Source organism: Sphingobium sp. B11D3B, assembly GCF_025961735.1.
In the GTDB taxonomy this organism is placed as follows: domain Bacteria; phylum Pseudomonadota; class Alphaproteobacteria; order Sphingomonadales; family Sphingomonadaceae; genus Sphingobium.
The window spans coordinates 2516617-2539219 of record NZ_JAOQOF010000001.1 but is presented as its reverse complement, the minus strand read 5'-3'; the positions used below and the strand labels follow the sequence as shown (position 1 = coordinate 2539219).

19 protein-coding genes are annotated in these 22603 nt (G+C 62.9%); 11 read left to right on the top strand and 8 right to left on the bottom strand.

All coding sequences use genetic code 11. The features are described from left to right. Positions 1 to 3 precede the first annotated feature (3 nt). Genes M2333_RS11785 through M2333_RS11775 form a run of 3 tightly spaced genes read right to left on the bottom strand, consistent with a single transcriptional unit; the run spans position 4 to position 3550 of the window. On the bottom strand, positions 4 to 912 hold the full coding sequence (locus M2333_RS11785) for an amidohydrolase family protein (RefSeq protein ID WP_264611887.1): 909 nt from the start codon (positions 910 to 912) through the stop codon (positions 4 to 6). A gap of 38 nt (positions 913 to 950) precedes the next feature. After that, entirely contained in the window at positions 951 to 2348 is a 1398-nt protein-coding gene (locus M2333_RS11780) for a spinster family MFS transporter (protein ID WP_264575527.1), read from the bottom strand. 50 nt (positions 2349 to 2398) lie between these two features. After that, complete coding sequence (locus tag M2333_RS11775) at positions 2399 to 3550, bottom strand: iron-containing alcohol dehydrogenase (RefSeq protein WP_264611886.1); 1152 nt, start codon at positions 3548 to 3550, stop codon at positions 2399 to 2401. 240 nt (positions 3551 to 3790) lie between these two features. Between M2333_RS11775 and M2333_RS11770 the strand changes: the two genes are divergently transcribed. The 3 genes from M2333_RS11770 (at position 3791) to M2333_RS11760 (ending at position 5977) form a co-directional block, all read left to right on the top strand. Beyond that, positions 3791 to 4090, top strand: a complete 300-nt coding sequence (locus M2333_RS11770; RefSeq protein ID WP_181560674.1) for an antibiotic biosynthesis monooxygenase family protein — start codon at positions 3791 to 3793, stop codon at positions 4088 to 4090. A 142-nt stretch (positions 4091 to 4232) separates the two neighbouring features. After that, positions 4233 to 5261: a 6-bladed beta-propeller gene (locus tag M2333_RS11765; RefSeq protein WP_181560673.1), complete on the top strand. Its 1029-nt coding sequence runs from the start codon at positions 4233 to 4235 to the stop codon at positions 5259 to 5261. Continuing rightward, a complete protein-coding gene (locus M2333_RS11760; RefSeq protein WP_264611885.1) occupies positions 5261 to 5977 on the top strand; it encodes a ThuA domain-containing protein in 717 nt (238 codons plus the stop codon). Before M2333_RS11765 ends, M2333_RS11760 begins: the two co-directional genes overlap by 1 nt. 15 nt (positions 5978 to 5992) lie before the next feature. On the opposite strand, the gene M2333_RS11755 is transcribed toward M2333_RS11760, so the two are convergent. Beyond that, positions 5993 to 7048 (bottom strand): mandelate racemase/muconate lactonizing enzyme family protein, encoded by a 1056-nt coding sequence (locus M2333_RS11755; RefSeq protein WP_264611884.1) that lies wholly within the window; start codon positions 7046 to 7048, stop codon positions 5993 to 5995. A 198-nt stretch (positions 7049 to 7246) separates the two neighbouring features. On the opposite strand from M2333_RS11755, the gene M2333_RS11750 reads away from it, so the two are divergent. The 3 genes from M2333_RS11750 to M2333_RS11740 are packed head-to-tail and all read left to right on the top strand — an operon-like array spanning position 7247 to position 11854. Further along, positions 7247 to 9808 (top strand): TonB-dependent receptor, encoded by a 2562-nt coding sequence (locus M2333_RS11750; RefSeq protein WP_264611883.1) that lies wholly within the window; start codon positions 7247 to 7249, stop codon positions 9806 to 9808. A 59-nt stretch (positions 9809 to 9867) separates the two neighbouring features. Then, on the top strand, positions 9868 to 11073 hold the full coding sequence (locus tag M2333_RS11745) for a cobalamin-independent methionine synthase II family protein (RefSeq protein WP_264611882.1): 1206 nt from the start codon (positions 9868 to 9870) through the stop codon (positions 11071 to 11073). A gap of 34 nt (positions 11074 to 11107) precedes the next feature. Continuing rightward, positions 11108 to 11854, top strand: a complete 747-nt coding sequence (locus M2333_RS11740; protein WP_264611881.1) for an SDR family oxidoreductase — start codon at positions 11108 to 11110, stop codon at positions 11852 to 11854. A gap of 69 nt (positions 11855 to 11923) precedes the next feature. Here M2333_RS11740 and M2333_RS11735 read toward each other — a convergent pair whose 3' ends face one another. Further along, a complete protein-coding gene (locus tag M2333_RS11735; RefSeq protein ID WP_264575535.1) occupies positions 11924 to 12940 on the bottom strand; it encodes a helix-turn-helix domain-containing protein in 1017 nt (338 codons plus the stop codon). 30 nt (positions 12941 to 12970) lie between these two features. After that, positions 12971 to 13585 carry a GntR family transcriptional regulator gene (locus tag M2333_RS11730; protein ID WP_264612617.1) on the bottom strand — a complete coding sequence of 205 codons (615 nt, stop codon included), beginning with the start codon at positions 13583 to 13585 and terminating at the stop codon, positions 12971 to 12973. 355 nt (positions 13586 to 13940) lie between these two features. On the opposite strand from M2333_RS11730, the gene M2333_RS11725 reads away from it, so the two are divergent. Both M2333_RS11725 and M2333_RS11720 read left to right on the top strand, forming a co-directional pair. Further along, positions 13941 to 15128 (top strand): hypothetical protein, encoded by a 1188-nt coding sequence (locus M2333_RS11725; RefSeq protein WP_264611880.1) that lies wholly within the window; start codon positions 13941 to 13943, stop codon positions 15126 to 15128. A 284-nt stretch (positions 15129 to 15412) separates the two neighbouring features. Further along, positions 15413 to 16423: an MBL fold metallo-hydrolase gene (locus M2333_RS11720; protein WP_264612616.1), complete on the top strand. Its 1011-nt coding sequence runs from the start codon at positions 15413 to 15415 to the stop codon at positions 16421 to 16423. Between the two features lie 227 nt (positions 16424 to 16650). Here the strand turns inward: M2333_RS11720 and M2333_RS11715 are convergent, their stop codons facing one another. Next, positions 16651 to 17778, bottom strand: coding sequence for a pyridoxal phosphate-dependent aminotransferase (locus M2333_RS11715; RefSeq protein WP_264611879.1), 1128 nt, complete (start codon positions 17776 to 17778; stop codon positions 16651 to 16653). A gap of 410 nt (positions 17779 to 18188) precedes the next feature. On the opposite strand from M2333_RS11715, the gene M2333_RS11710 reads away from it, so the two are divergent. Beyond that, on the top strand, positions 18189 to 19355 hold the full coding sequence (locus tag M2333_RS11710) for a MalY/PatB family protein (RefSeq protein WP_264611878.1): 1167 nt from the start codon (positions 18189 to 18191) through the stop codon (positions 19353 to 19355). Positions 19356 to 19383: 28 nt separating this feature from the next. Here M2333_RS11710 and M2333_RS11705 read toward each other — a convergent pair whose 3' ends face one another. After that, a complete protein-coding gene (locus M2333_RS11705; RefSeq protein WP_264611877.1) occupies positions 19384 to 20316 on the bottom strand; it encodes a LysR family transcriptional regulator in 933 nt (310 codons plus the stop codon). 488 nt (positions 20317 to 20804) lie between these two features. Here M2333_RS11705 and M2333_RS11700 point away from each other — a divergent pair, with 488 nt between their 5' ends. Together M2333_RS11700 and M2333_RS11695 are read left to right on the top strand one after the other, a co-directional pair. Then, positions 20805 to 22055: a spinster family MFS transporter gene (locus M2333_RS11700; RefSeq protein WP_264611876.1), complete on the top strand. Its 1251-nt coding sequence runs from the start codon at positions 20805 to 20807 to the stop codon at positions 22053 to 22055. Between the two features lie 43 nt (positions 22056 to 22098). Next, positions 22099 to 22587, top strand: a complete 489-nt coding sequence (locus M2333_RS11695; RefSeq protein ID WP_264611875.1) for a c-type cytochrome — start codon at positions 22099 to 22101, stop codon at positions 22585 to 22587. The last annotated feature ends 16 nt before the right edge of the window (positions 22588 to 22603 follow it).

Genomic DNA, 22603 nt, shown 5'->3' with positions numbered 1-22603 from the left:
CCGCTACCATCGCATCTCGGGCATCGGCCAGTCCGTACCGATGGGGGGCAGGCGCAGCAGGCGGGTGGCTGTGCCGCCGAAAATCTGGCGCTTGTCCGCAAGGCTCAGCCGGTCGCTCCGCAGCAGAAAGTTGAGGCTCTCCGCATAGGTCAGTCCGCGTCGCCGTGGCCGGGCGCCGCGTGGAAGATCGGCTGTGCGCAAGCGGGTATAATCGCTCGCCCACATGATCCGCTCCGCGCCGAATGCCGCAATCAACTGCTCAAGGCGTGGCCACAGATCCTCGAACGGGTATGCGTGTTCCGAGAGCAGCGGCGCGCCGCAGAGCTTGACGGCGACATTGGGGTAGCGGGCAAGGTCCAGCAGGTCGGGAAAACTCGCCCATGACATGGTCTCGGGCGGCGACACGGGATGCTGGGCGACGCCGATATGATCGATGATCAAGGTCAGGGCGGGGTGGCGTTCGGCGACTTCCGCCATGCGCGCGCAGCCGCCATGGGTGGAATTGAAGATCGGCAGGCCGACATCTTCCGCCGCCGCATAAAGCGTATCGAACTTGCCGGCATCGAACTCCGGGCGCATTTCTGCCGTGGCGAAGTTTCCGACCAGCGCGCGCCCTGCGACCATGGCGGGGTTGGCTGCGACCTTGCGGACAGCAGGGCCGAAGTCGTCGAGGATCGGGAAGAAGGTATGGACCCCCGGAAAGCGCCCCGGGAAGAGGGTGCTGGCGAGTTCGATGAACGCGTCGTCGGTGACGGCGAGCGCCCGGTCGACGCCGATCGCGTCCATCGCTTCGCGCGCGAGTTCGATCTGCATCCTTGTCAACAGGTGCATGTCTGCCCCGTTCGGCCGAACTGCAGGGAAAGGCTCATGGATTTGCGCGTCGATGATTTCGAGCGTGTCGATCGGGGCCATGCAGTCGGGGTCTCCTCCGCGGGTCGGATCTTGCGCGCTCATTGCCCGGCCTCCAGGGCCATGCGGTCGACGCTGCGGGCGAATGGCTTGAGGCCCTGCCAGGTGATCAAAAGGGTCAATGGGCCAAGCAGGGCAGTGCTTAGCGAGATGGAGTAGTTGAGCAGTTGCGGATCGCGGAAAAGATAGTCCGTCAGGATCGCGACGAGGAGCGGGCCCACCGCAAAGGCTAGAACATTGGTGCAGAACTGGCTCACCGAACTGACCTGCGCGCGCATGCTGTTGGGCGTGACAAGCTGGAAGGCGGCGATGGCAGGGCCGGCGCCCATAGCGGAAACGAACACGGCCACCGATTGAAGCGTCAGCACTATCCAGGGATTGGGCAGCAGCGGCGCGACGATGTAGCAGGGCACCGACACGCACAGGCCGTAGAAGACGATGCGCAGATTAGCGTCGGAGCGCCCCTGCTTCATCCAGCGTTCCGAGACGCGCGCGCCGAGCAGCAGGGCGATGGGCGAGAGGACCATGGCGATCCCGCCCGTGATCATGCCGACATCGGACAGCTCCCAGCCGAATTCGCGGTGGTAGAGCGTTGGCATCCATTGCGAGATGCCCATAACCATCAGCAGCTTCATGGCGAGGCCGCCGATCGCAGCGAGATAGACGCGCCAGTCATCGCGCATGAAGCGTGCGACATCCTTCACCGGGACGCTTTTCAGCTTACGGCCTTTTAGTCCACGCCGCGCCGGCTCCTTGGTGGTCAGCACGACGAGCGCCCAGATGAGGCCCGGCGCGCCGACGATGATGAAGGCCCACTGCCAGGGGCGGATCGTGCCGCCGAAGGGCAGGCTAACCGTCGGGAAGTGTTCGACCATCGCGAGCACCGCGCCGCCCATGAAGAGGGCAAGGCCCGTGCCCACCGTCGCGCCGATGGAAAGCACACCGGTTCCAAAGGCCACCTTTTCCCGTGGGTAGGAGTCCGTCACGATCGACCAGGTCGCCGGGCCATAGCCCGACTCGCCGGCGCCGATGCCCATGCGCGCGAGGAAGAGATGCGTGTAGTTTTGGGCCAGACCGCACAGCATCGTGGCCCCGCTCCAGAAAGCGATGCAGGCGGCGACGATGTTGCGGCGGTTGCGGGTGTCCGCGATGCGGGCGATGGGCAGGCCGGCGATTGCATAGGTCAGCGAAAAGGCCGCGCCCAGCAACAGAGCCGCCTGCGTATCGGAAATACCGAAATCGCGCTGCACGGGCAGGATCAGCAATGCGAGAACCTGACGGTCCACGACCGTGAACAGGACGACGACCGTCAGCACGAAGAGCGAATAATGCGCTTGCCCGCGGGTCGGCATGTCCGTGTCATCTGCGCGCGCGCCAAGCGTGGGACCAGCGGTTGCTTGGGAAACGCCAGGATCATGCGCATCGTGATGGACAGTCAAAAATCGTCTCCCAAAACCGGTTGTTTTTTATCTTCTATTCGCATGTCGATTCAGAATGCAGCGTCGTAGATCTGGCGCGCGTCACGCCATTCGACGGGGCGCACGTTGCGGTCCAACAAGCGGGTGACGGTCATCGCGCCATCCGTCATCCGGTCCAGCGCATCGGCCGGCACGCCATGGTCGGAGAGGCGCATGGGCACGCCGCAATCGCGGCACAATCCTTCGATCAAACGCAGCCCTGCGCGCGCGATCTCGGCCGTCGTTCCGTTGCCATCCGCACCAGCCGCCATCGCGATGTCGGCATAGCGTGCCTCCGCCGCTGGCAGGTTGAAGGCGAGGACGTGCGGTAGAAGGATGGCGTTCGACACGCCGTGGGCGACATGGAACTCGCCGCCGAGCGGATAAGCCAGCGCATGAACCGCGGCCGTGTTCACCGGGCCAAGGCATAGGCCCCCATAGAAGCTGGCCCGCGCCATGTCCGTCCGTGCTTGTACATCGTTGCCATTGCGCACGGCGTTGAGCAAACTGCGGAAGACGAGCCGCACGCCCTCCAACGCGAAGGTATCGATCACCGGATGGGCAAAGCGGTTGGCATAGGCTTCAATGCAATGAGTCAGCGCGTCCAGCCCGGTTGCGGCGGTGACGGCGGGCGGCATCGACTTGGTGAGCATCGGGTCGATATAGGCGGCATCCGGCACCAGATGCTCGCTCACCACGCCCTTCTTGAGCAGGTCATTCTCATCCAGCAGGATAGCAATGGGCGAAACCTCGCTGCCGGTGCCGGCTGTAGTCGGGATGCACGCGAGCCAGCATCTGCGCGGGCCGGACAGGCCGGCGCGCTGAACATCCGCGATCGTCTGGCGGCCATCCAGCAGAGCCGCCGCCAGCTTCGCCAGATCCATCGAGCTGCCGCCGCCGATGCCGATGACGGCATCTGCGGCCCGACTTTGAGCCATGGCCAGCAAGGCCTCGAAGTCGCTTACGGATGGCTCGCTGCCGCTGTCGCACCAGATTTCGGTGCGCAGGCCTTGCGACCGCAAGGGGCCGGCGACGCGCTCCGCGGCGTCGCGTACCGGTGGCGTCGTCACGATAAGGGCAGACTTCGAGCCGATCTTGAGAAGATCATCGACCAACCGCGCCGACACATCCGGCCCGAAATGGAGGAGCGCCACCTGTTTCATGCTGATCTGCTGGGGACTCATGGTCGGCGCGTTCCTGACGGTGATTTTTGCAGGATCGGGATGACATGACCCGCCGGGCGGCACTTACCCTGGTCGGAAGTTGCAGATGCCCGTCGCGGTATGTCTGGCACCCCGCCTGTAGGCCTCCTGCAAACCAGGCGTTGGGCGTAGAAAGGCACAGCGAACTTCCGCGACGGATAAGCGCGGGCCGGTGGCCATGGGCAGTCATGGCCGCTGGCAGCAACGTCGACAGAGAAGATCATGATCACCGAAATCGCACATCTCACCATCGATCCGGCGAAGGCGGAGGCTTTCGAGCTGGCCGTGGCGCAGGCGGCGGCTATTTTGCGGGCCGCCAAGGGCTCACACAGTATGACACTTGAGCGGGTGATCGAAGACCCGGCCCGTTATCGCCTGCGCGTGGAATGGGACAGCGTCGAAGACCATATGGTCGGCTTCCGGGAGTCCGACGGCTTCCTCCAGTGGCGGGCGCTCGCCGGCCCTTATTTTGTCGAGCCGCCCTTTGTGGAGCATAGCCAGACGGTCGGCCGCTTTTTCTGATCTCGCCGCCGCATACCGCGAGGGGCAGCATCATTTTCCGGCCCGGGCAAGTGGCTCCGGGGAGGGCTTCCTAGGTTGCGGTCCTGTCCTCCCCCTTTCAGGCCGCCTTGTTCCGTGCGGACGGCCCACACAGGAAGAAACCATGTCCACTGGCTCAATCACATTCGAAGTCGTGCCCAATTGGGAAAAATGTCCTGCCGGTGATGAATTCAGCCACGAGGACGTAGCCGGCGTCGCTTGCGATTCCCGGGACAGGGTCTTCCTCCACACCCGCAAGGGAGAGCGGGTGATGGTGTATGATTCAGACGGGAACTTCCTCTACAAATGGGGCGATGGCGTGTTCAATCGCGCCCATGGCATCACCATCCATGACGACCTGGTCTACTGCACCGACGATCAGGACAGCGTGGTGCGGGTGTTCGACCTAGAGGGGAATTTCCAGTGGATGCTGGGCGAACCGCGCAAGGTCAGCGATACCGGCTATGGATCGATCAAAGGCCGGAAGCCGCAGATCCATCACAATGAGTATGTGGAGCGCTCTGCGGATGGCTTCAACTGCTGCTGCAATGTGTGCATCGCGCAGAACAAGGACATGTTCGTCGCGGACGGATATGGCAATGCGCGCATCCATCATTTCTCGCCCAAAGGCGAACTGCTCAATAGTTGGGGCGAGGTGGGGACCGGCCCGGGCGAATTTCATCTCCCCCACGGCATCGCGCTCGATCGTCAGGAAAATGTGATCGTCTGCGACCGCGAGAACGACCGCCTGCAGTTCTTCGACCGCTCCGGCAAGTTCATCGCCATCTGGGATGACGTGCTGCGCCCGACGGACGTCGTGGTGGACGACGAGGGGCTGATTTACGTCTCCGAACTCTGGCGGCCGATGGAAGCCGGCCAAGGGTCTTTTACGCATGGCTTTGCGGACAGGGATCTGCCCGGCCGCGTGACGGTGTTTGCGCCGCAGGGCAATATCGTCGCGCGGTGGGGCGCCGATTCCAACGCCCGCTCGGCGCCCGGAAACTTCATCGCGCCGCACGCGCTGGCGCTGGATTCGCAAGGCAGCCTCTATGTGGCCGAGGTTTCGGTCTCCTTTGGCTCCGGCTTCAATCGCATCGCGCGCGAGGCGTGCATCGATCACCAGATCCAGAAATTCCGCAGGGTCGATCGCTGATGGCGCTGCCGCTGCTCGCAAACCTGGTTTGCGGAAGCCCCCATCGCAATCACGACTTTGATTACGCCCGGATCAACCTGGCGCAGGCGCTGTATGATGCCGGCGGCATTCGCACAGATTGCTTCATCGATTATGAGAATGTGGATGCATGGGCGCGCTGCGACATGGTTGTCAGCTACACCTCGCAAGTGCCGGTCTCGGCAGCGGCGTCGAGCGCCATGCGGGCTTTTCTGGAGCGCGGCGGGCGCTGGTTCGCGCTCCATGCCAGCAACTCGGTGGGCGACAATCAGATTGTGCCGCAGATCATGGGCACGCGCTTCATCACGCACCCGCCCTATCAGCGGTTTCGCGTGGACATCGCCCATCCGGATGACCCGCTGTTGGAAGGAATTGCGCCGTTCGAGATCGACGACGAGCTCTACTGCGTCGAGACGGTGCGCGATGATATCGAGGTTTTGCTGCAATGCCACTGGGGCGGCGAGGCCTTTGGCGGGCGCATGATGGAAACCAAGAATTGGCCGTTGATGTATCGGCGCCATGTCGGCGAGGGTGGCCTGCTGTATCTGGCTCTGGGGCACGCCAATCGCCCCTATGACAAACCCTTTGCGGATCGGCCCGACCAGCCCGATCATCGCGGCCCTTGGCAGGACCCCGTGTTCAAGACGTTGATCCAGCGCGGCGTGGAGTGGGCCGCGCGGCGGCGTCCTTTCGCCTAGAGCAGAGCCGGTGCTTCAGGCGCCGGGGCCGTTCCGCTCCAGTACGTCCTCATCCAAGCTTAGCCCGAGGCCGGGCCGATCGGACAGGATCAGATCGCCATCCTCGACCTGCAGTTTCTCGCGGAACAGCGGTTGCGCCCAAGGGACTAGACCCACGATCAATCCATTTGGGACGGCGGCGATTGCATGGCTCAGCGTTTCAGGCGCGAGATGGTTCACCACGGGCAGTCCGTGGGCCTGCGCCATATGGGCGACCTTGAGGAAGCCCGTCAGCCCGAGGTCCTGGTCGATCATCACATAATCGCTGCCGCGCTTCTCCATCAGGGCGCGAAATTCGTGGGGGTGCTGGAACACTTCGCCGGCGCAGATCGCCTGCCGCGCATTGGCCCGCACGAAGGCCATGCCGTCATAATCATGATAGGCGACGGGGTCTTCGATCCAATAGAGATCGTCCGCCTCCGTCTCGCGCGCGAAATGCAGCGCCTGCTTAGCTGTCCACTGAAAATTGCCATCGACGATGATGCGCACGTCCGGCCCGGCGCATGACCGCACGAAGTGGACATGCTCGATTGCCGTCGCCAGCGGGGCAAAGCCGACCGGACATTTGATCGCCCGAAACCCCCGGCCAAGGAGGTCGGCGATGTGGGCGGCGAGCGCGTCCTTGGGCGGCCCGGGCATCAGTCCCCAATTGGCGGACACGGGCAACCGGTTGCGAAACCCGCCCATCAGTTTCCAGACCGGCTGACCGACCGCCTTTCCCTTGATGTCCCAAAGGGCGACATCGATTGCGCTGCCGGCGCGCAACTCCAGCCCGCTGACCGGCGCGCCGAGGAGGGGGCGTGTGAGCCGGTCGTGAATGGGTTCGACCTCCGCCTCATGCCCTATGAGGCTCTCGACCATCGCTTCGATCAGCAGAATGAGGGGCTTGAGCGTGCGCGGGCTCACCCGGCTGACAGAGCCGATGCCCTCGATGCCTTGGTCGGTCATCAGGCGCAGCACGATGTGCGTTCCCGCCATCACGCCTTCGAAATTGACCGTCGCGCCCATCACCTTGGCGCCGGTGATCTTCATGCCCGCTCTCCCGATCGACCCCGGCACCCTGCCCAGAGTTCGGGCGCCTGTCTGCATCGCCGATGAGGCGCGGGCAATAAAGAGCCGACTGTCCCAGCCAATCCGCAAGGCAAACTTCCGAAACGGATAAGTGCGCGCAGGCCCACCTCATATGGTTTAGGTCCCGAGGCAAAGAAAAGCGGGGTTCAGGAGGGTGAAATGCGGAAGGCTATTAGCAAGAAGGCGGGGATGATGTTGACCGGCATGTTGCTTGCGACGGTGAGCGCCGGCGCAGCGGCGCAGGCGCAGCAGACGCAAGGCACAACCGATCGGGCCAGCACGGCGGGGAATGGCCTTTCCGATATCGTCGTGACCGCCACCCGGCAGCAGACCAATGTGCAGGATACGCCGATTGCGATCACCGCCGTCACGGGCGACACGCTCGCCACGCGCGGTATCCAGTCGGCAGCGGAGATTTCGCAGGTCGTGCCCAACGCCACCTTCTCGCGGGCGCAGGGTGCCTTCGGCCCGGGGGTAACGACCTATATTCGCGGCATCGGTTCGCGCGATACGAGCCTCGCTGGTGAGGCCGCCGTCGCTTTCTATATCGACGACATCTACTATCCGCTTCTGCTCGGCGCCAATTTCGACTTGCTCGATCTGGAGCATGTCGAGGTGTTGCGCGGCCCGCAGGGCACGCTGTTCGGGCGCAACGCGCTCGCCGGTGGCGTCGTTCTCGTCAGCAAGCAGCCCAGCCTTACCGAGGCCTCCGGCTTCGTGGACGTCACGGTCGGCGCTTACAAGCGCCGCGATTTCCGCGCCGGAATCAATCTGCCGATCGTGGCGGACAAGCTCGGCATGTCGCTCTCCGTTCTCTCCAAGAGGCGCGACGGATTTGTGAAGCGGCTCGATTTCCGGTGTCAGATGGAGGCCAATGGCACGCCGCAGCTGGCGGGGCGCATCCCCTATGTCGACCAGACGCTGGCCTCTTCTCCCAACAACCGGCCTGATGATTGTCAGGTCGGGACGCTGGGTGGCGAAGACGTGCGCGCGGTGCGGGGCGCGTTGAAATTCCAGCCGAGCGACGGCATCCGCTTCACTCTGTCCGCCGATTATATCCAGGATCAGTCGGAGAATGTCGCCGATACTCTGATCGCGACTAATGCCTCTCGCGCCGCGACGCGCGCGTCCTGGGTCGGGCAGGCCAACCTGCTGGGCGTGGCCTATGATAACAGGTTTCTGACCGGCAACCGCTTCTCCACTTATGCGACCTATTGTGATCCGGTTGGCGCCGGTACGGTGGTTGCCGGCAGCACCTTCTACAACGGCAATCCCAATCATGGCGGGGTCTGCTACAGCCCGCGCGTGGATGTCGTGAACTGGGGCGTTTCCGGCAAGCTGTCCATCGACCTGACGAGCGATATCGAATTCACCGGCATCCTTGGCTATCGCAATTTCAGCGACACGCATGCGTTCGATACCGATGGCTCGCCGTTGGTGCAGGAACACACGCTGGCGACGATCACCTCCCGATATATCAGTGCGGAAGCCCGGCTTTCCGGGCGCCACCAGTGGCTGGATTGGGTTGCCGGTGTCTTCCTGTTCGATGCCGATGGCCGCAATCGGGCCGTCACCTACTCACCGTGGAACGGTTTCCTCAAATATCAGAACACGACCTACGAGCCCACCAGCAAGGCGGTGTTCGCGAATGTCACTGTGCGTCCGTTCGAGCGCCTGTCCGTCGTGTTGGGCGGCCGCTACTCGAAGGATGCGAAGGAGGTCCATTATTCCAATCTGGACGATCGCGATCCGGGCAATCCGAACTTCTCCCAGAACCTGACCTTTAATGTCAAACCCGAGGAGAGCCGCTTCGACTGGAAGGCAGGGCTGACCTATGAGCTCAATGCCCAGACCATCGCGTATGTGTCGGCGGCCACCGGCTCGCAAGCCCCTGGCTTCAATGGGCGGCCGCTGCAGCCGTCGCAGAATCAGCAATATCCCGGCGATCGCACGCAGGCCTATGAACTCGGCATCAAGACCGAGTTTCTCGACCGACGGGTGCGCCTGAACGCGGTGGCCTTCTACACCGATTACAAGACGCGCATCTTCGGCCTGAGCGGTCAGGAAGCGCAGATCGGCACCAACGGTGGCCCATTGCCGGGCACACAGATCGTCATTCCTGATGTCGCTAATGGCAATGGCATTACCACCTGTCGCGCCCGCACCCCTGCGGAGGCTGCAGCCGGTCAGGGTGTGCAGTGCATTGGCCGGACGTTCTTCGTGAACCTGCCGGGCAAGGCCAAGGGCTTCGAGCTGGAACTCGAGGCGAGGCCGGTCGAGGGCCTGCTGATCAACGGGTCGCTTGGCTATTCGCAGTTCACATCGCCGGATCTGAATGCGCCGGGTCGCATCACCAATCGCCTGACCGCCGTTGGCATCGGCATTCCAGAATGGACGGCCAATGCAGGGATCGAATATCGCGTCCCGGTTCCGTCGCTGGCAGGCTCGGTCACGCCGCGGCTGGACTGGTTCTACACAGGCAGCATTCCGTTTGATGCGGTCGATCCCGCCTATTTCCAGAAGGCCTATTCGACCTTCAACGGACGCCTGACGTACCAGAATGACGATCTTGGCCTGTCCGTCTCGCTGGGTGCGACGAACCTCACCAACAAGGCCTATTATCGCAACTACTTCATCTACAGCAGCATCGGTTTCGCCAGCAGCCAAGGCCAGCCTGCCGCGCCGCGGGAGTGGTACCTCAAGGTCAGCAAGACTTTCTAATTCAACGCGCAGTCCTCGCCGGCAGCGCTGGCGAGGACCGCCATGGAGATTGATTTGATATGAGACGTTCTACCGACCACATTCTGAGCAGCCACGGCGGCAACTTGCCCCGGCCCGCCAAGCTGGACGTGCTGCTGGCGAAGGCCGACGATCATCGCGCCGAGATCGACGAGCAACTGCCGCTGGCGGTGCAGTGGGTGGTGGACAAGCAGATCGCGTGCGGTGTCGATATCGTCAACGATGGCGAATATGTCAAAGCCGCCAATATGGGCCATTATGTGGGCTATATTCAGGCTCGCATCACCGGCTTTGGACAACGCGAACGGCCCGAAGGCCTCGCACCCAAACGCGCATTTGTGGCCGAGCGGGATCGCCGCGATTTCCCCGGCTTCTATGAATCCGGCCTGTGGTTCGCCGGCTCGGGCGGACCGGTGCGCCCCGGATTTTCAAAGCCCGGTGTCGTGCCGCAGCCCTCGAAGATGGAAGCGATCTGCGATGGGCCGGTCACCTATATCGGTCAGGAAGCAATCCAGAAGGATATTGCGACGCTCAAAAAGGCGCTGGCCGGCAAGGATAGCGCGGACGGTTTCATCGCCGCGCTCGGTCCGCTCAGCCTCGGCGCGGGCACCCGCAACCTGCACTATCGGGACGAGCGCGACTATATGATGGCGGTCGCGGCGACGATGCGCGAGGAATATAAGGCGATCACCGATGCGGGCCTGATCGTCCAGATCGACGAGCCGGAGTTCGCGACGGCGTGGATGTTCCACCCCGACTGGAGCGTCGAGGAGTATCGGGATTATCTGCGCTTCTGCGTCGAGGTCATCAATCAGGCGCTGGAAGGATTGCCCGAGGAGCAGGTCCGTTTCCACATGTGCTGGGGCAGTGGCCACCGTCCGCATGTGCACGATATCGGCTTTGAGCACATCGCCGACCTGATGCTGATGATCAACGCGCAGACCTATACGTTCGAGGCGAGCAATCCGCGACACGCTCATGAGTATCGCGTGTTCGAGACGCTCAAGCTGCCCGATGGCAAGATCCTCGCGCCGGGAGTGGTCGGGCATTACACCGATCTGGTCGAGCATCCCGAACTGGTCGCGGAGCGGCTGGTCAACTTCGCCAAGTTGGTGGGCATGGAGAATCTCCACGCCGGCACCGATTGTGGCATCGGGTCGCGCGTGGGGCATGAGGAGATTGTCTGGGCCAAGCTGTCGGCCATGGCGGAAGGCTGCCGCATCGCCAGCAAGCGTCTGAAATCCTGATTTGCGTATGGATGCCGAGCCAAGAGGATCAATCATGGTGGATCAAGGCGATCGCGGCGTATTTCTGGTGACTGGCGGAAGCCGGGGCATTGGAGCTGCCATCGCACGAGACGCCGCCAAGGCGGGCTACCATGTGTTGCTCACCTATGCCGGCCGAGCGGACATGGCAGCGGCCGTGGTGGATGCCATTCGGGCGGAAGGCGGAAGGGCGCAGGCGGTCCAGGCGGATACTGGCATAGCCGGCGATGTCGCCACGCTCTTCGCGGCCGTCGATCAGGTCGGCCCACTGGCGGCGCTGGTCTATAATGGCGGCATCGTCGGTGAATCCTCGGCACTTGTGGACGCGAGCGACGACCTCCTGGCCAAGGTGGTGGATGTCAATCTCACCGGCGCCCTGCTGTGTGCGCGCGAGGCCGTGCGTCGCATGTCCACCGCGAACGGCGGGGGAGGAGGCTCGATCGTGCTGATCTCGTCGCGCGCCGCGCTCTATGGGGCGCCCGGCGAACATGTCTGGTACGCGGCCACCAAGGGCGGGGTGGACAGCCTCGTGCTGGGGCTCGCGCGCGAAGTCGCTCCGCAGGGCATCCGTGTCAATGCGGTGTCGCCCGGCCCGATCGACACCGAAATTCATGTCCCGGGGAAACTGGACCGGATCGCCTCGGCCTTGCCGATGCGCCGGGCCGGTCAGCCCGAGGAAGTCTCCGCCGCCGTCATGTTCTTGGTTTCCGACGCGGCATCTTATGTGGCCGGGGCCAATATCGCCGTGGCCGGCGCGCGATAACGAGCGCGTAAATCCGTCATTCCGGAGTGGGGCTTATGCGCTCTCCTCCGGATGCCGCTGTTCCAAGATTTACTGCAACAGGGCCGGTTCTGCGCGCTCCGTCGCGTGTTTTAGGCGATACTGGCTGGGCGCCATGCCAAAATGCTGGCGAAACGTGCGCGTGAAATGCGGGGCGCTGTTGAATCCCCAGCTGAACGCAATCTCCGTAATGGATCGGCCCCGCCAGCGCTCGTCGCTGAACTGCCGCGCGCATTCCTCCAACCGCCGCCGCAGGATATAGGCCGATGGGGACTCGTCGCTTACCGCGAAGATCATGCGGAGGTAGCGGTCGGACAGCTTAAGCCGTTCCGCCACGAGCGAGGGAGAGAGCGACGGGTCGCGCAGATTTTCCTCGATGAAAAGGCGGACTTTCCAGAAGCGCCGTTCCATCAGCGACGTCGCGGATGATGGTTCGTCCATGACTTCCGCGTAGGCGGTGGCCAGAACATCCAGCAAATGCGTGGCCACACGCTCGTTGAAGTGGAGACCGGGCCTTGTTTCGAGCTTGGCGGAGAGATCCTTCGCCATTGCCAGCGCGGTGGATGTCAGCCCCACATCGCCAGGAATGCGCTGGCCATAGAAGCTGTCGGGCACCGGAAAAATCTGCCGGATAGCGGTTGAGTTCACCCGGATCATGATCACTTGGGTCGGCTGCCCGAAGTGCAGGGTGTATTCGGCGCTGTGGTCGTACATGGTGATGTCACCGGGATATAGTTCGATCTGCCGGCCATAATGGCGCAGGCTGGCCCCGCCGGACAGGACGAGGATGAAGGTCGATTGACGATCGGCGGGGGTCAATGCGCCTTCCGGCCGGGAAATCGTCACGGAGCCGCACCGCATCTGGATCAGCAACAGCGGCCCGAGTTGTTCGGCCAAAAGCATGGAGTTTGGGATGCGGCTGTGCACCGTCACCTGCGCCCGCCCGCCTTTCCAGACCACGGGAGGTGCCTGACTGGGCTCAATGGCTCTCGCTCGACGCATAAAAGACGGTCCTCTCCACCGTTTTTCGTATTTCCTATACGATATCCTAGTTGCGCTGGCAGTCAATGGACCTGCGCAAGACGGTTCGCCACAAGCCTAGCTTTGCTGCGGCTCTCCGATCAGCCGTTCATAGGAATTGCCGATGTGTAGCCGCATGGCGGCTTCGGCCCCGTCCGCGTCCCGACGGCTCAGCGCTTGCGCGATGAGCCCATGCTCGCGGCTGGCTTCGATCGCGACCTCGGTATTCGATTTCAGGCGAAAAATGTGGAGGTGTGCGTGCAGCCGTCCCAGCGTCTCTTGAATGATCGTATTGCCGCTGCCGCGCGCGATCATATCGTGCAATTCCGCATCGCGATCGGCGTAGTCATCATAGCCGAAAACATGGGTCTGCGGGTCCATCAGCGCGACATGGCGTGTCAGCGCGCGCATATCCGCGTCGGTCATGTTTCGCGCGGCATGTCGGGCGGCGTGCGGCTCCAGCAGCAATCGGACGGCGAAGAGATCGTCGATCTGCGTCCTGGAAAGCTGCGGCGCGCACCAATATCCGGCATAGAGGCGACGCACGACCAGGCCGATCGCTTCCAGCATGCTCAAGGCCTCGCGGATCGGCGTTTGCGAAATGCCGAGTTCGCGGGCCAACTTGTCGATCGAGATCCGCGAGTCTGGCGGAATGCGCAGAGCCATGATGTCCGCGCGAATGATCTGGAACACGTCTTCGACCAAGCCATGCCTGCGCTGGAGTTTGCGCCGGGCACGCACGGACGAGCGGGACGGTCGGGTGTCGGCGGCGCCTTCATCGGCAGGGAAGTCAGGGGGCGGGGTCATCGTCGGGCGTTTATAGCGCGCCGGGCCGGCGCTGTCCGGCAGAACGGCACGCCGCAGATACTATCGCGCGTCCATGCCGAATTGGCGAAGTGGAAGTTCCGCCTGAGGCAGGTTGGGAAGGCCCGGAAACCGCTCTTCTCGGACGAGTGGGATACAATGTGGTTTACCCGGCCCCGTGGATGGACAATTCGCTCCGCCTGCGAACGGCAGGCAAAGGTCGCTAGGCGAGAGGGGAGCCGATATGCAACTGACGAATAGAAACCGGCCCGACCGCGTGCCGGAGGATGCAGCACCCCAACCCTCCGGGCCGAAGCCACGCTTCTACGACAGTCGCCAGAATTACCTGATGTTCGTGCACAGTTGTACCGAGAAGCTGGTGATCGCCGACTGCGTGGCGCAGGAGCTTGAGCATCTCGATCCGCAGCAGCCCGCACTGAGGTTCTTCGATGCCGGCGTTGGCGACGGCACCGTGATGTCGCGCCTACTGCGCGCCATGCACCGGCGCTTCCCGCGCTTGCCCTTCTATGTGGTCGGCAAGGAAATCAGCCTCGAGGATTTGCGCCTCGCGCTCGACAAGCTGCCGGATCGCTTCGTCGAGCATCCCGAAACGGTCGTGGCACTCACCAACATTTCCTATGCGGAGGCTCCCTGGCTGCGCCGGTCCCGTCCGCAGGCGCAGAAGGCGCTGGTCTGGAAGGACGTCGCATTGCACGGCGAGACCTCCGCCGACATGGAGCAGCAAATCCAGTCTCTCATGCCGTTTCTCGCGGACCATTGGCGGATGAAGGTCAACCCCGCGACGGGCGCATTGTCGCCAGAAACGCCGACTGTGCTCCTGCTCTATCGTGAAGCCTATCGGTTCATCCTCGACCGGGTCATTCCTCGCCCGACCGCGACACGGGCCGATTTCGATTTGGTCCTGGCGAGCCAGCCCTTTCGCCTCAAGGCCGACGTGCAGTTCAAGGCTGAGCGCGTGCTGGCGCCGTTGGCGCGGGCCTTGCGCCCCGGCGGCCGACTGATCGTGGTGCAATCCGCCGGCGAGGATCCGGCCATGGAGATCATTCGCAAGGTCTGGCCGGAAGAGCAGCCCTTCCCCTACAGCCGGCAGGACCTGATCCGGGCCACGCAAGCAGCCTTGTCCGGCGGCGCCGCGCGTTACGCCTTCGACACGCTTTCCGATGAAGCCGCGTCGATTCGCTTCGAAATGCACGTGCTGGGCAGCGAAGGCGACCGGGATGCCACGCTCATCGGTACGTCGGCGCTTTATTCCGCCTGGATCGCCGCAACCTATGTGGCGCAGATCGAGAACGAGCGCGTGGCCGAGCAAATGGCAAGACCTGGCTATCTTACGGCCACCCGGGAGGTTCTGGCAAAGCACGGGCGCCTGTGGTTCCGGGACGAGTGCCTGGTCATCGAGCGGGTCGAGTGACGGGGGATGATGCTTGTCGCTGCGGTGTCGCGGGTTGACCCTGCCGTTTTCGTCAGAAATGCAGACGCACGGATAGGGCCAAATCGCAACCAATCACGTCTGATAGGACAGCTGGCTGATCACTATAGAACGTCAGATCTCCTGCCCTGAGCACTGGCATCTCGCTCTGACGATCTCAACGCTGAGCAACCCCGACGCCGGGCGGTCGCCCTCTCCTGACCGGACTTGATCTGCCACAGTGAAACGCCATTTGAGTGGCGCCGGATAGGGGGTCGGTGAACCACATGCCGAAGAACCGCTACTATAACGGCCCCGTCACCGATCATTTCGACGGTCTCCGCTTTCACAATTTGCGCGACGAACCAGAGACGGACCGCTCACTGCGGGACGTGATGCGCTGGAAGCGCAACGTCCCCGATAATCCCTGGCCCAAGTCGGTCGCGGTGAAGCCTGTCGTGCCGGACGACAGAGTCGATGGCCTGCGTGTGACGATGATTGGCCATGCCACGCTGTTGATCCAGATCGGGGGCTACAATCTCGTTACAGACCCCGTTTGGTCCGATCGCGCCAGTCCGCTTTCGTTCGCCGGGCCTCGGCGCATCTGCGCGCCCGGTGTTGCGCTGGCGGACCTTCCCCCGCTCGACGCCGTGTTGCTCTCCCACAATCACTACGATCATCTCGACATCGCGACGCTCGAAGCGATCCACAGTCGTCACCATCTGCTGATCGTCACGCCGCTGGGCAACGACTATATCGTCCGCAAGCACATTTCGGCTGCCCGCTTCGGCGTGGGAGATTGGGGCGACAGCATCGAGGTTGCGCCGGGCCTCAAGGTGCATATCGTTCCCGCACTCCACTGGTCGTCGCGCGGATGGCGCGACCGGCGCATGGCCTTGTGGGCGGGCTTCGTGATCGAGGCGGCCGGCAGGCTCGTCTACTTCGCCGGCGATACCGGCTATGGCACCGGCGGCATCTTTCGGCGGATGCGCGACCGTTTCGGCCCCATGGACCTCGCGATCATTCCAATCGGCGCCTATGATCCGCGCTGGTTCATGGCCGCCCAGCACACCGATCCGGAGGAAGCGATCCAGATCATGCTGGACCTTGAAGCACGAGCCGCCATCGGCATGCACTGGGGCGCCTTCAAGCTCACCGACGAGCCATGGGACGAGCCCCGGACGCGCTTGCAGGCCGGTCTGGTCGCGAGAGGGATCGATCCCACCTGCTTTCCGGCGCTCCGGGCGGGAGAAACTCGAGACCTGTCATTCATCGGCCTAGAAGCCAGCGTGATGTGATTGACATAGGGACAAAGATCAAGCGCCCTCGAGCTGAACTCAGGTACATTGCCTACCTGATATTCTGCGCTCGACCAGAAGTCGATCGATGGCATGGACGGATTGCTGTCCCTCGGTGCCCTCATCCACATCGATCACCAGGACAGGTCAAAGACCGTTATTTCCTTTTCTTGACGCGAAGGATCAATATGCGGCTACGAGATCTAACCACTCGGTGGATGTGACAGTTAAACCATTAATTCGATAATGTTCGGCAGCGCCTCGGCATAGCGTGCAACGTCGTGAAGATGACCGACGGAGACGCGGGAGTACTGCGTCCACTCACCGAACGCGCCCCGAATGACGATGTTGCGCTCGCGCATGGCGCGGTCGAGGGCGTCGGCATCCGGGACTTTGACGAAGACGAAATTGGTCTGGCTGGGCAGGGCGGTCAGACCGGCGCGGGCGACGGCATCCAGGATCATTTCGCGCCCTTCGCGGATCGAGGCGAGGGATGCGGCGAGGAAGGCCTGGTCATTATAGCAGGCGATCGCGGCAGAGATGCCTGCGACGTTGCCGCCAAAACTTGTCATGTAGCTGCGGATGCGCGCGGCATTCTCTTCGCTGGTCAGCGCGTAGCCGACGCGCAGCCCAGCCATGCCGTAGATTTTCGAGAAGGTCCGGGTGACGATCACGTCCTCACCAGCGCGGACCAGATCGACCAGCGAGCTTTCCTCCGGCTGATCCGAGAGTTCGTTATAGGCTTCGTCCACCAGCAAGGTGGTGCCGCTTTGCGCGACGGTGCGCGCGAAAGTGCGCAGGGCGGCGTTGTCCAGCGCCATGCCGGTCGGGTTGTTCGGGTTGACGAGGTGGACGAGCGAAACGTCTTCGCTGAGGTGGCCCGCCATGGCCTCCAGGTCGAAATTCATGTCCGCCGCCAGCGGGACATAGATGCACGCGACACCCTTGCGTTCCGCGAAGAGGATTGGCGCGTCCCAGAACAGGCTGGGGCAGATGATCGATCCCTTCTGCCCCCAGGCCAGTGCGGTTGCGCACAGGATTTCGGTCGATCCGGCGCCGAGCACGACCTGCGCGGGCGTCACGCCATGCCGCTCGGCGATCATCGAGGTGAGGTGGAAGACGCCCCGGTCGGCATAATAGCAGCCGGACCCGGCAGTTTCAGCGAGTGCCTTGAGCGCGCTGGGGGCGGGGCCGAACGGATTTTCATTCCCCACGAGCCGCGCCTGGCCGGGGAGCGGCCCAAATAGGCTGGCGACTGGCGCATCGCGATCGGTCTGCAGGAAAGGAACATTCACGGCCCCGCCTTGAACCAGGCCAGGTGCCCGGGCCGGCGCGCGCTTCTTGTCCTGCATCATCTCGATATCTCCTAAGGTCTTTATTGTGCGATGGGGGGCCGCTGATGGGGGCGGCCATCAGGCGCTAAGCTGGCGCAGAGGCGCGGCTAGGCGAAACCTGCCGCGCGCCCCTAAACAATGGCCTGAATTAGAAATTACGTTGATATTGAATGGTTTGATCGAAATCTTATTCGACGGGAATCTATGGCCCTGCCGGGGGACCGTCAAGAAAACGGCCATGAACCGGGCGCATAACCAATATCAGAATTCATCATTGGTGTTGGCCGAGGCAGCATCTCAATTTGAGGTGGATTATACAGGCGATGGGCCGGCGTGATGTTTGCGCGGTTCATGCAAGCCTGCGCGCGTGTGACGGACGCTGAACGAAGCATCGTCATCCGCCGCGTACGGACAGTGGCTGAGGATGTACTGTGACTTTCATCGAAAAGACCGACCGCATTACCATTGACGATCTGCGCCGCACCGGTGCGACGAAATGGGCGGTGCAGGACGATCTGATCGGCGCCTTTGTTGCGGAGATGGACTTCGGCATCGCGCCCGTGATCACCAAGGCGCTGCATGAGATCGTCGATCAGGGGGCCTTCGGATATCTGCCGACCCGGTTCACCGCCGAGTTGCGGGCAGCAACGGCGCAGATGCTTCAGTCGCGTCACGGCTGGACGGTCGAGCCTGCCGATGTGCGCGTGGTGCCGGATGTCATCAAGGCGCTGGAGCTGTCGATCGAGCATCATTCGCGGGCCGGATCGAAAATCATCGTGCCGACCCCATCCTACATGCCCTTCCTCTCCATCCCGCCGATGATGGGACGCGAGGTCATCGAAGTGCCGATGCGGTGTGAAGACGGGCGCTATGCCCTGGACATGGCCGGCATCCAGGACGCGTTCGATCAGGGCGGCAACCTGCTGATCCTGTGCAACCCCTATAATCCCGTGGGCCGCGTGTTCAGCCGCGCGGAACTGGAAGCCGTTGCGGAGCTGGTCGAGCGCAATGGTGGCCGGGTGTTCTCCGATGAGATCTGGGCACCGCTGACCTATGCCGGCAACCGGCACTTGCCTTATGCCTCGGTCAACGAGGTTGCGGCGGGCCACACCATTACCGCGCTCTCCGCATCAAAGGCGTGGAACTTGCCGGGCCTGAAATGCGCGCAGGTGATCACGAGTAACGATGCGGATCGGGCGATCTGGAACAAGATCGGCTTTTTCGCGGCCCATGGCACGGCCAATCTGGGCGTCGTGGCCAATGCCGTGGCCTATCGGGAGGGCTTTCCCTGGCTGGAAGACGTAGTGGCCTATCTCGACCGGAACCGCAGGGCCATGGCGGACCTCGTCCACGATCTGCTGCCCGGCGTGCGCTACCATATACCAGAGGGCACCTATGTCGGCTGGCTGGACTTTCGCGGATCCGCTGTCGCCGAAAATCCAGGTGCCTTCTTCAAGGAGAAGGCCGGCGTTTACCTCACCGAGGGCGTGACGTGTGGCAAGGACTTCGCAGGGTTCGCCCGCTTCATTTTCGCCACGCCCCTACCCATCATGCAAGAGGCGATGGACCGGATGAGCAAGGCGATGAAGGCGCTGTGATTGCGGCCGCCGGGATGGGTCTTCAGCCTCACCCGCCCCGGTTCTTCGTCGCATCGTTGAACATGCCGAACATCGACTTGCGCAGCCATGAGACCAGCGGATCGTTGTTATAGCGGCGGTGCCAATATTGCAGCACCTCGATGGTGCCTGTGTCGAAATCCAGCTCCAATATCTTGATATCGTGGACCTTCTTCATGAAGGTGGCGAGCGATCTTGGGTAAAGCGCGATCAGCGTCTTGTCATTCGAGACGATGAAGGGCGTCGCGCTCGCATTGGGCGTGATGATCCGGGAGTTGCGGCGCAGGCCCCGACTGTCGAGCATATGATCGACCCGTGTCTTGGCGAGAGAGCGGATCTGATGGATGACATGATCGGCAGCGGCGTAATCCGCGATCGTCATGACGCCCTCATAGGGATAGTCGGTCGCGCAGATGACGACCATGTCGTCGTCGTAGAGCTTCTGGCACATCAAATCGAGCGAGGGCGAGGCGATGAAGCCCACATAAAGATCGAGCTTGCCGTCCAGCAGTTCCTGCTCGGCTTCATGGGCAAGGCTCATGACTGTCTGAATCTTGCAGCTCGGCGCCGTGTTGCGGACGAACTCGAGGAGTGTCGGCATCAGCATGATCTCGCCGACATCGCCGAGCGCAAGATGCAGGGTCCGCTCGGCCAGTTCCGGCTGGAAGGATGCAGTCGAGAGCAGGATATTCCCTGCCGATTGAAGAATCTCGTTGATCGGCCCCGCCAGTTCCAGCGCTTTTGGGGTTGGCATCATGCGGTTGCGCGTCTTGACGAACAGCTCATCCCCCAGCAGGCGGCGCAACCGGGTGAGCGCGTGACTGGCCGAGCTTTGCGACATGGACAGCTCGTCGGCGGCGGCGCTGACGCTCTGATGCTCCAGGACCGCACCCAGCACGACCAGCAGGTTCAGATCGAAATTGCGAAGCTTGCCATATTCCATATCCGCTCCTTATTCCGTCGCAGTCGCTTGCGCGAGGCTTCAGCGTTATCCTCTTTGCCGGCAGAGGCCAGCGCCCACGATGCGACAGGCTCGGCCGCGCAGAGGGGCGCTCTTGTTTAGCTGATTTGACTGCTCATCGAAGGCTCGGTGCTATGCAGCAGGTCGATGACCAATATGGATCAGGCGCCATGGTGGGCGCCGCGGCGCCATGTTAGCCATCGGGAAAATATCATCCGGGCGATCGCACATCCCACCCAATTGCCTTCGCCGTGCATGATGGACAATGAGGGGCTGCAGCCCGACCTGAGAGGATGACGACCGTATGAGCGGAGTTGGATTTAGCGGCGTGTCTGCGCATCGCATCGCCCCCGTTTCATATCGAGTTTGAAGGCCGTTCTATGTCATCGATCCCTTCTTCAGCCGCCGCACCGGCCGCTCTTGACGCCTCAGTATCGCGCGACGGCGGGTGGACCCCCCGGTCGATCTATATGCTCGCCTTGCTCACCCTGGCTTATGCCTTCAACTATTTCGACCGGCTGCTGATCTCGCTGCTCTTCCCGCTCATTCAGGCGGACCTCAAGCTGACCGACACAGAGCTGGGTCTGATCACCGGCGTTGCCTTCGTGCTGATCTATGCGGTGATGGGCCTTCCCATTGCGCGGCTGGCGGACCGGTGGAACCGCAAGATGATCATTGGCATCGGCTTCTCCTTCTGGAGCGCGATGACGCTGGCGACGGGCTTCGTGACCAATGTGTGGCAGATGGCGGCGGCGCGCTTTTTGATGGGCGCCGGCGAGGCTGCGGGGACGCCGCCCTCCACCTCGCTGCTCTCCGACATTTTCGACAAGAAGCATCGGCCGCTGGCCTTCTCCATCATGGCATCCGGCACCGCCATATCCGGGCTGGTGTTCACGCCCATCGCGGGGTGGATGGGGCATCTATATGGATGGCGCGTCGTCTATTGGGTGGCCGGTTGCGTGGGCCTGGGCCTGGGTCTGCTGATGATGCTGACGGTGCGCGAGCCGCAGCGTGGGCGCTTTGATGACAAGGCGCCGGATGGCGAGGCCGCCAAGCCGACATTCAAGAGTTCGCTGGCCTTTTTGCTCAAACGCCGCACATATGTGTTCGCGACGCTCGGCGCCGCGTTGGTGACGATCTCCTTCTATGCGCACATCGTTTGGAGCACGACCTTCATGCTGCGCGTGCACGGCATGAGCGTGGCGGAGAGCGCCAGCCTGCTCGGCCCCATTCGCGGTATTTCCGGCCTTGTCGGCGCGATTGGTGGCGGCATCCTGCTCGCGCGCCTGCTGCGCTATGACGAGCGCTGGCGGATTTGGCTCCCGGCCTTGTGCTTCACCGCCGTGGGCCTCTCGCAATATGTCTTTCTCTTTTCGACGAACATCCTGTTCGTGGCGATTGGGGCGGCCATCGACAGCGTCGCCGCGAGCATGATGGTGCCGTTGCTGTCCCTGTTGCTGATTCAGGTGATGCCGGTGCCGATCCGCTCCTTCGGCATGGCGCTCTACGTCCTCTCCATCGCTATTCTCGGCCAGATCATCGGCCCGCTGGGCGTCGGCATCCTCAACGACCAGCTGGCGACGATCTGGCAGGATGAGGCGATCCGCTATTCCATGGCGATCACGGCGTTTGTGGGGGTGATTGCAGGCCCGATCATGCTGCGGGCCGGGCGCCATCTCTCCAGTGACACAGCCGAAGCGCGGACATGGGCCGGTGCGTGAGGGCAGAACCGTGAGCCGAACAGATCTCGTCCGGATATCGGCTATGTCCCTCGCGGCTGTGGTTCTCGCAGCCTCCACGATTGCTGCCAGCGAACCGGCCGCGACCGTGTTCACGGCCGAGCAGGCGAGCGCGGGCGAGAAGGCCTATAACAGCCAGTGCGCGATGTGCCACGGCGCGGAATTGCGCGGCCCCAATGCGCCCGGCCTTGTCGGCACGGATGTGATGCAGAATTTCGACACGGTGGCAGGGCTATATACCTACATCAGCACAGCAATGCCGCCGCAGGCGCCCGGGCGACTTGCCGAGCAGGATTATCTGAACATCGTCGCCTATATCCTGAAGGCGAACGGGGCCCGCGCCGGCACAGCGCCGCTGGTCGGGGATCCGCAAGCGATGAAGGGCATGTCCCTTGCAGCCATTGCCGGCGCGCATGGCAGCGCGGCGCCCTCTGCATCCAGCGCGCCGCACGAGGCGCCTGAGGCCGTTCCGCAAGCCTACACCTGGGGCAAGGCCCTGCCGAGCGTGAAGTGATCCTGCCGCACCCGGT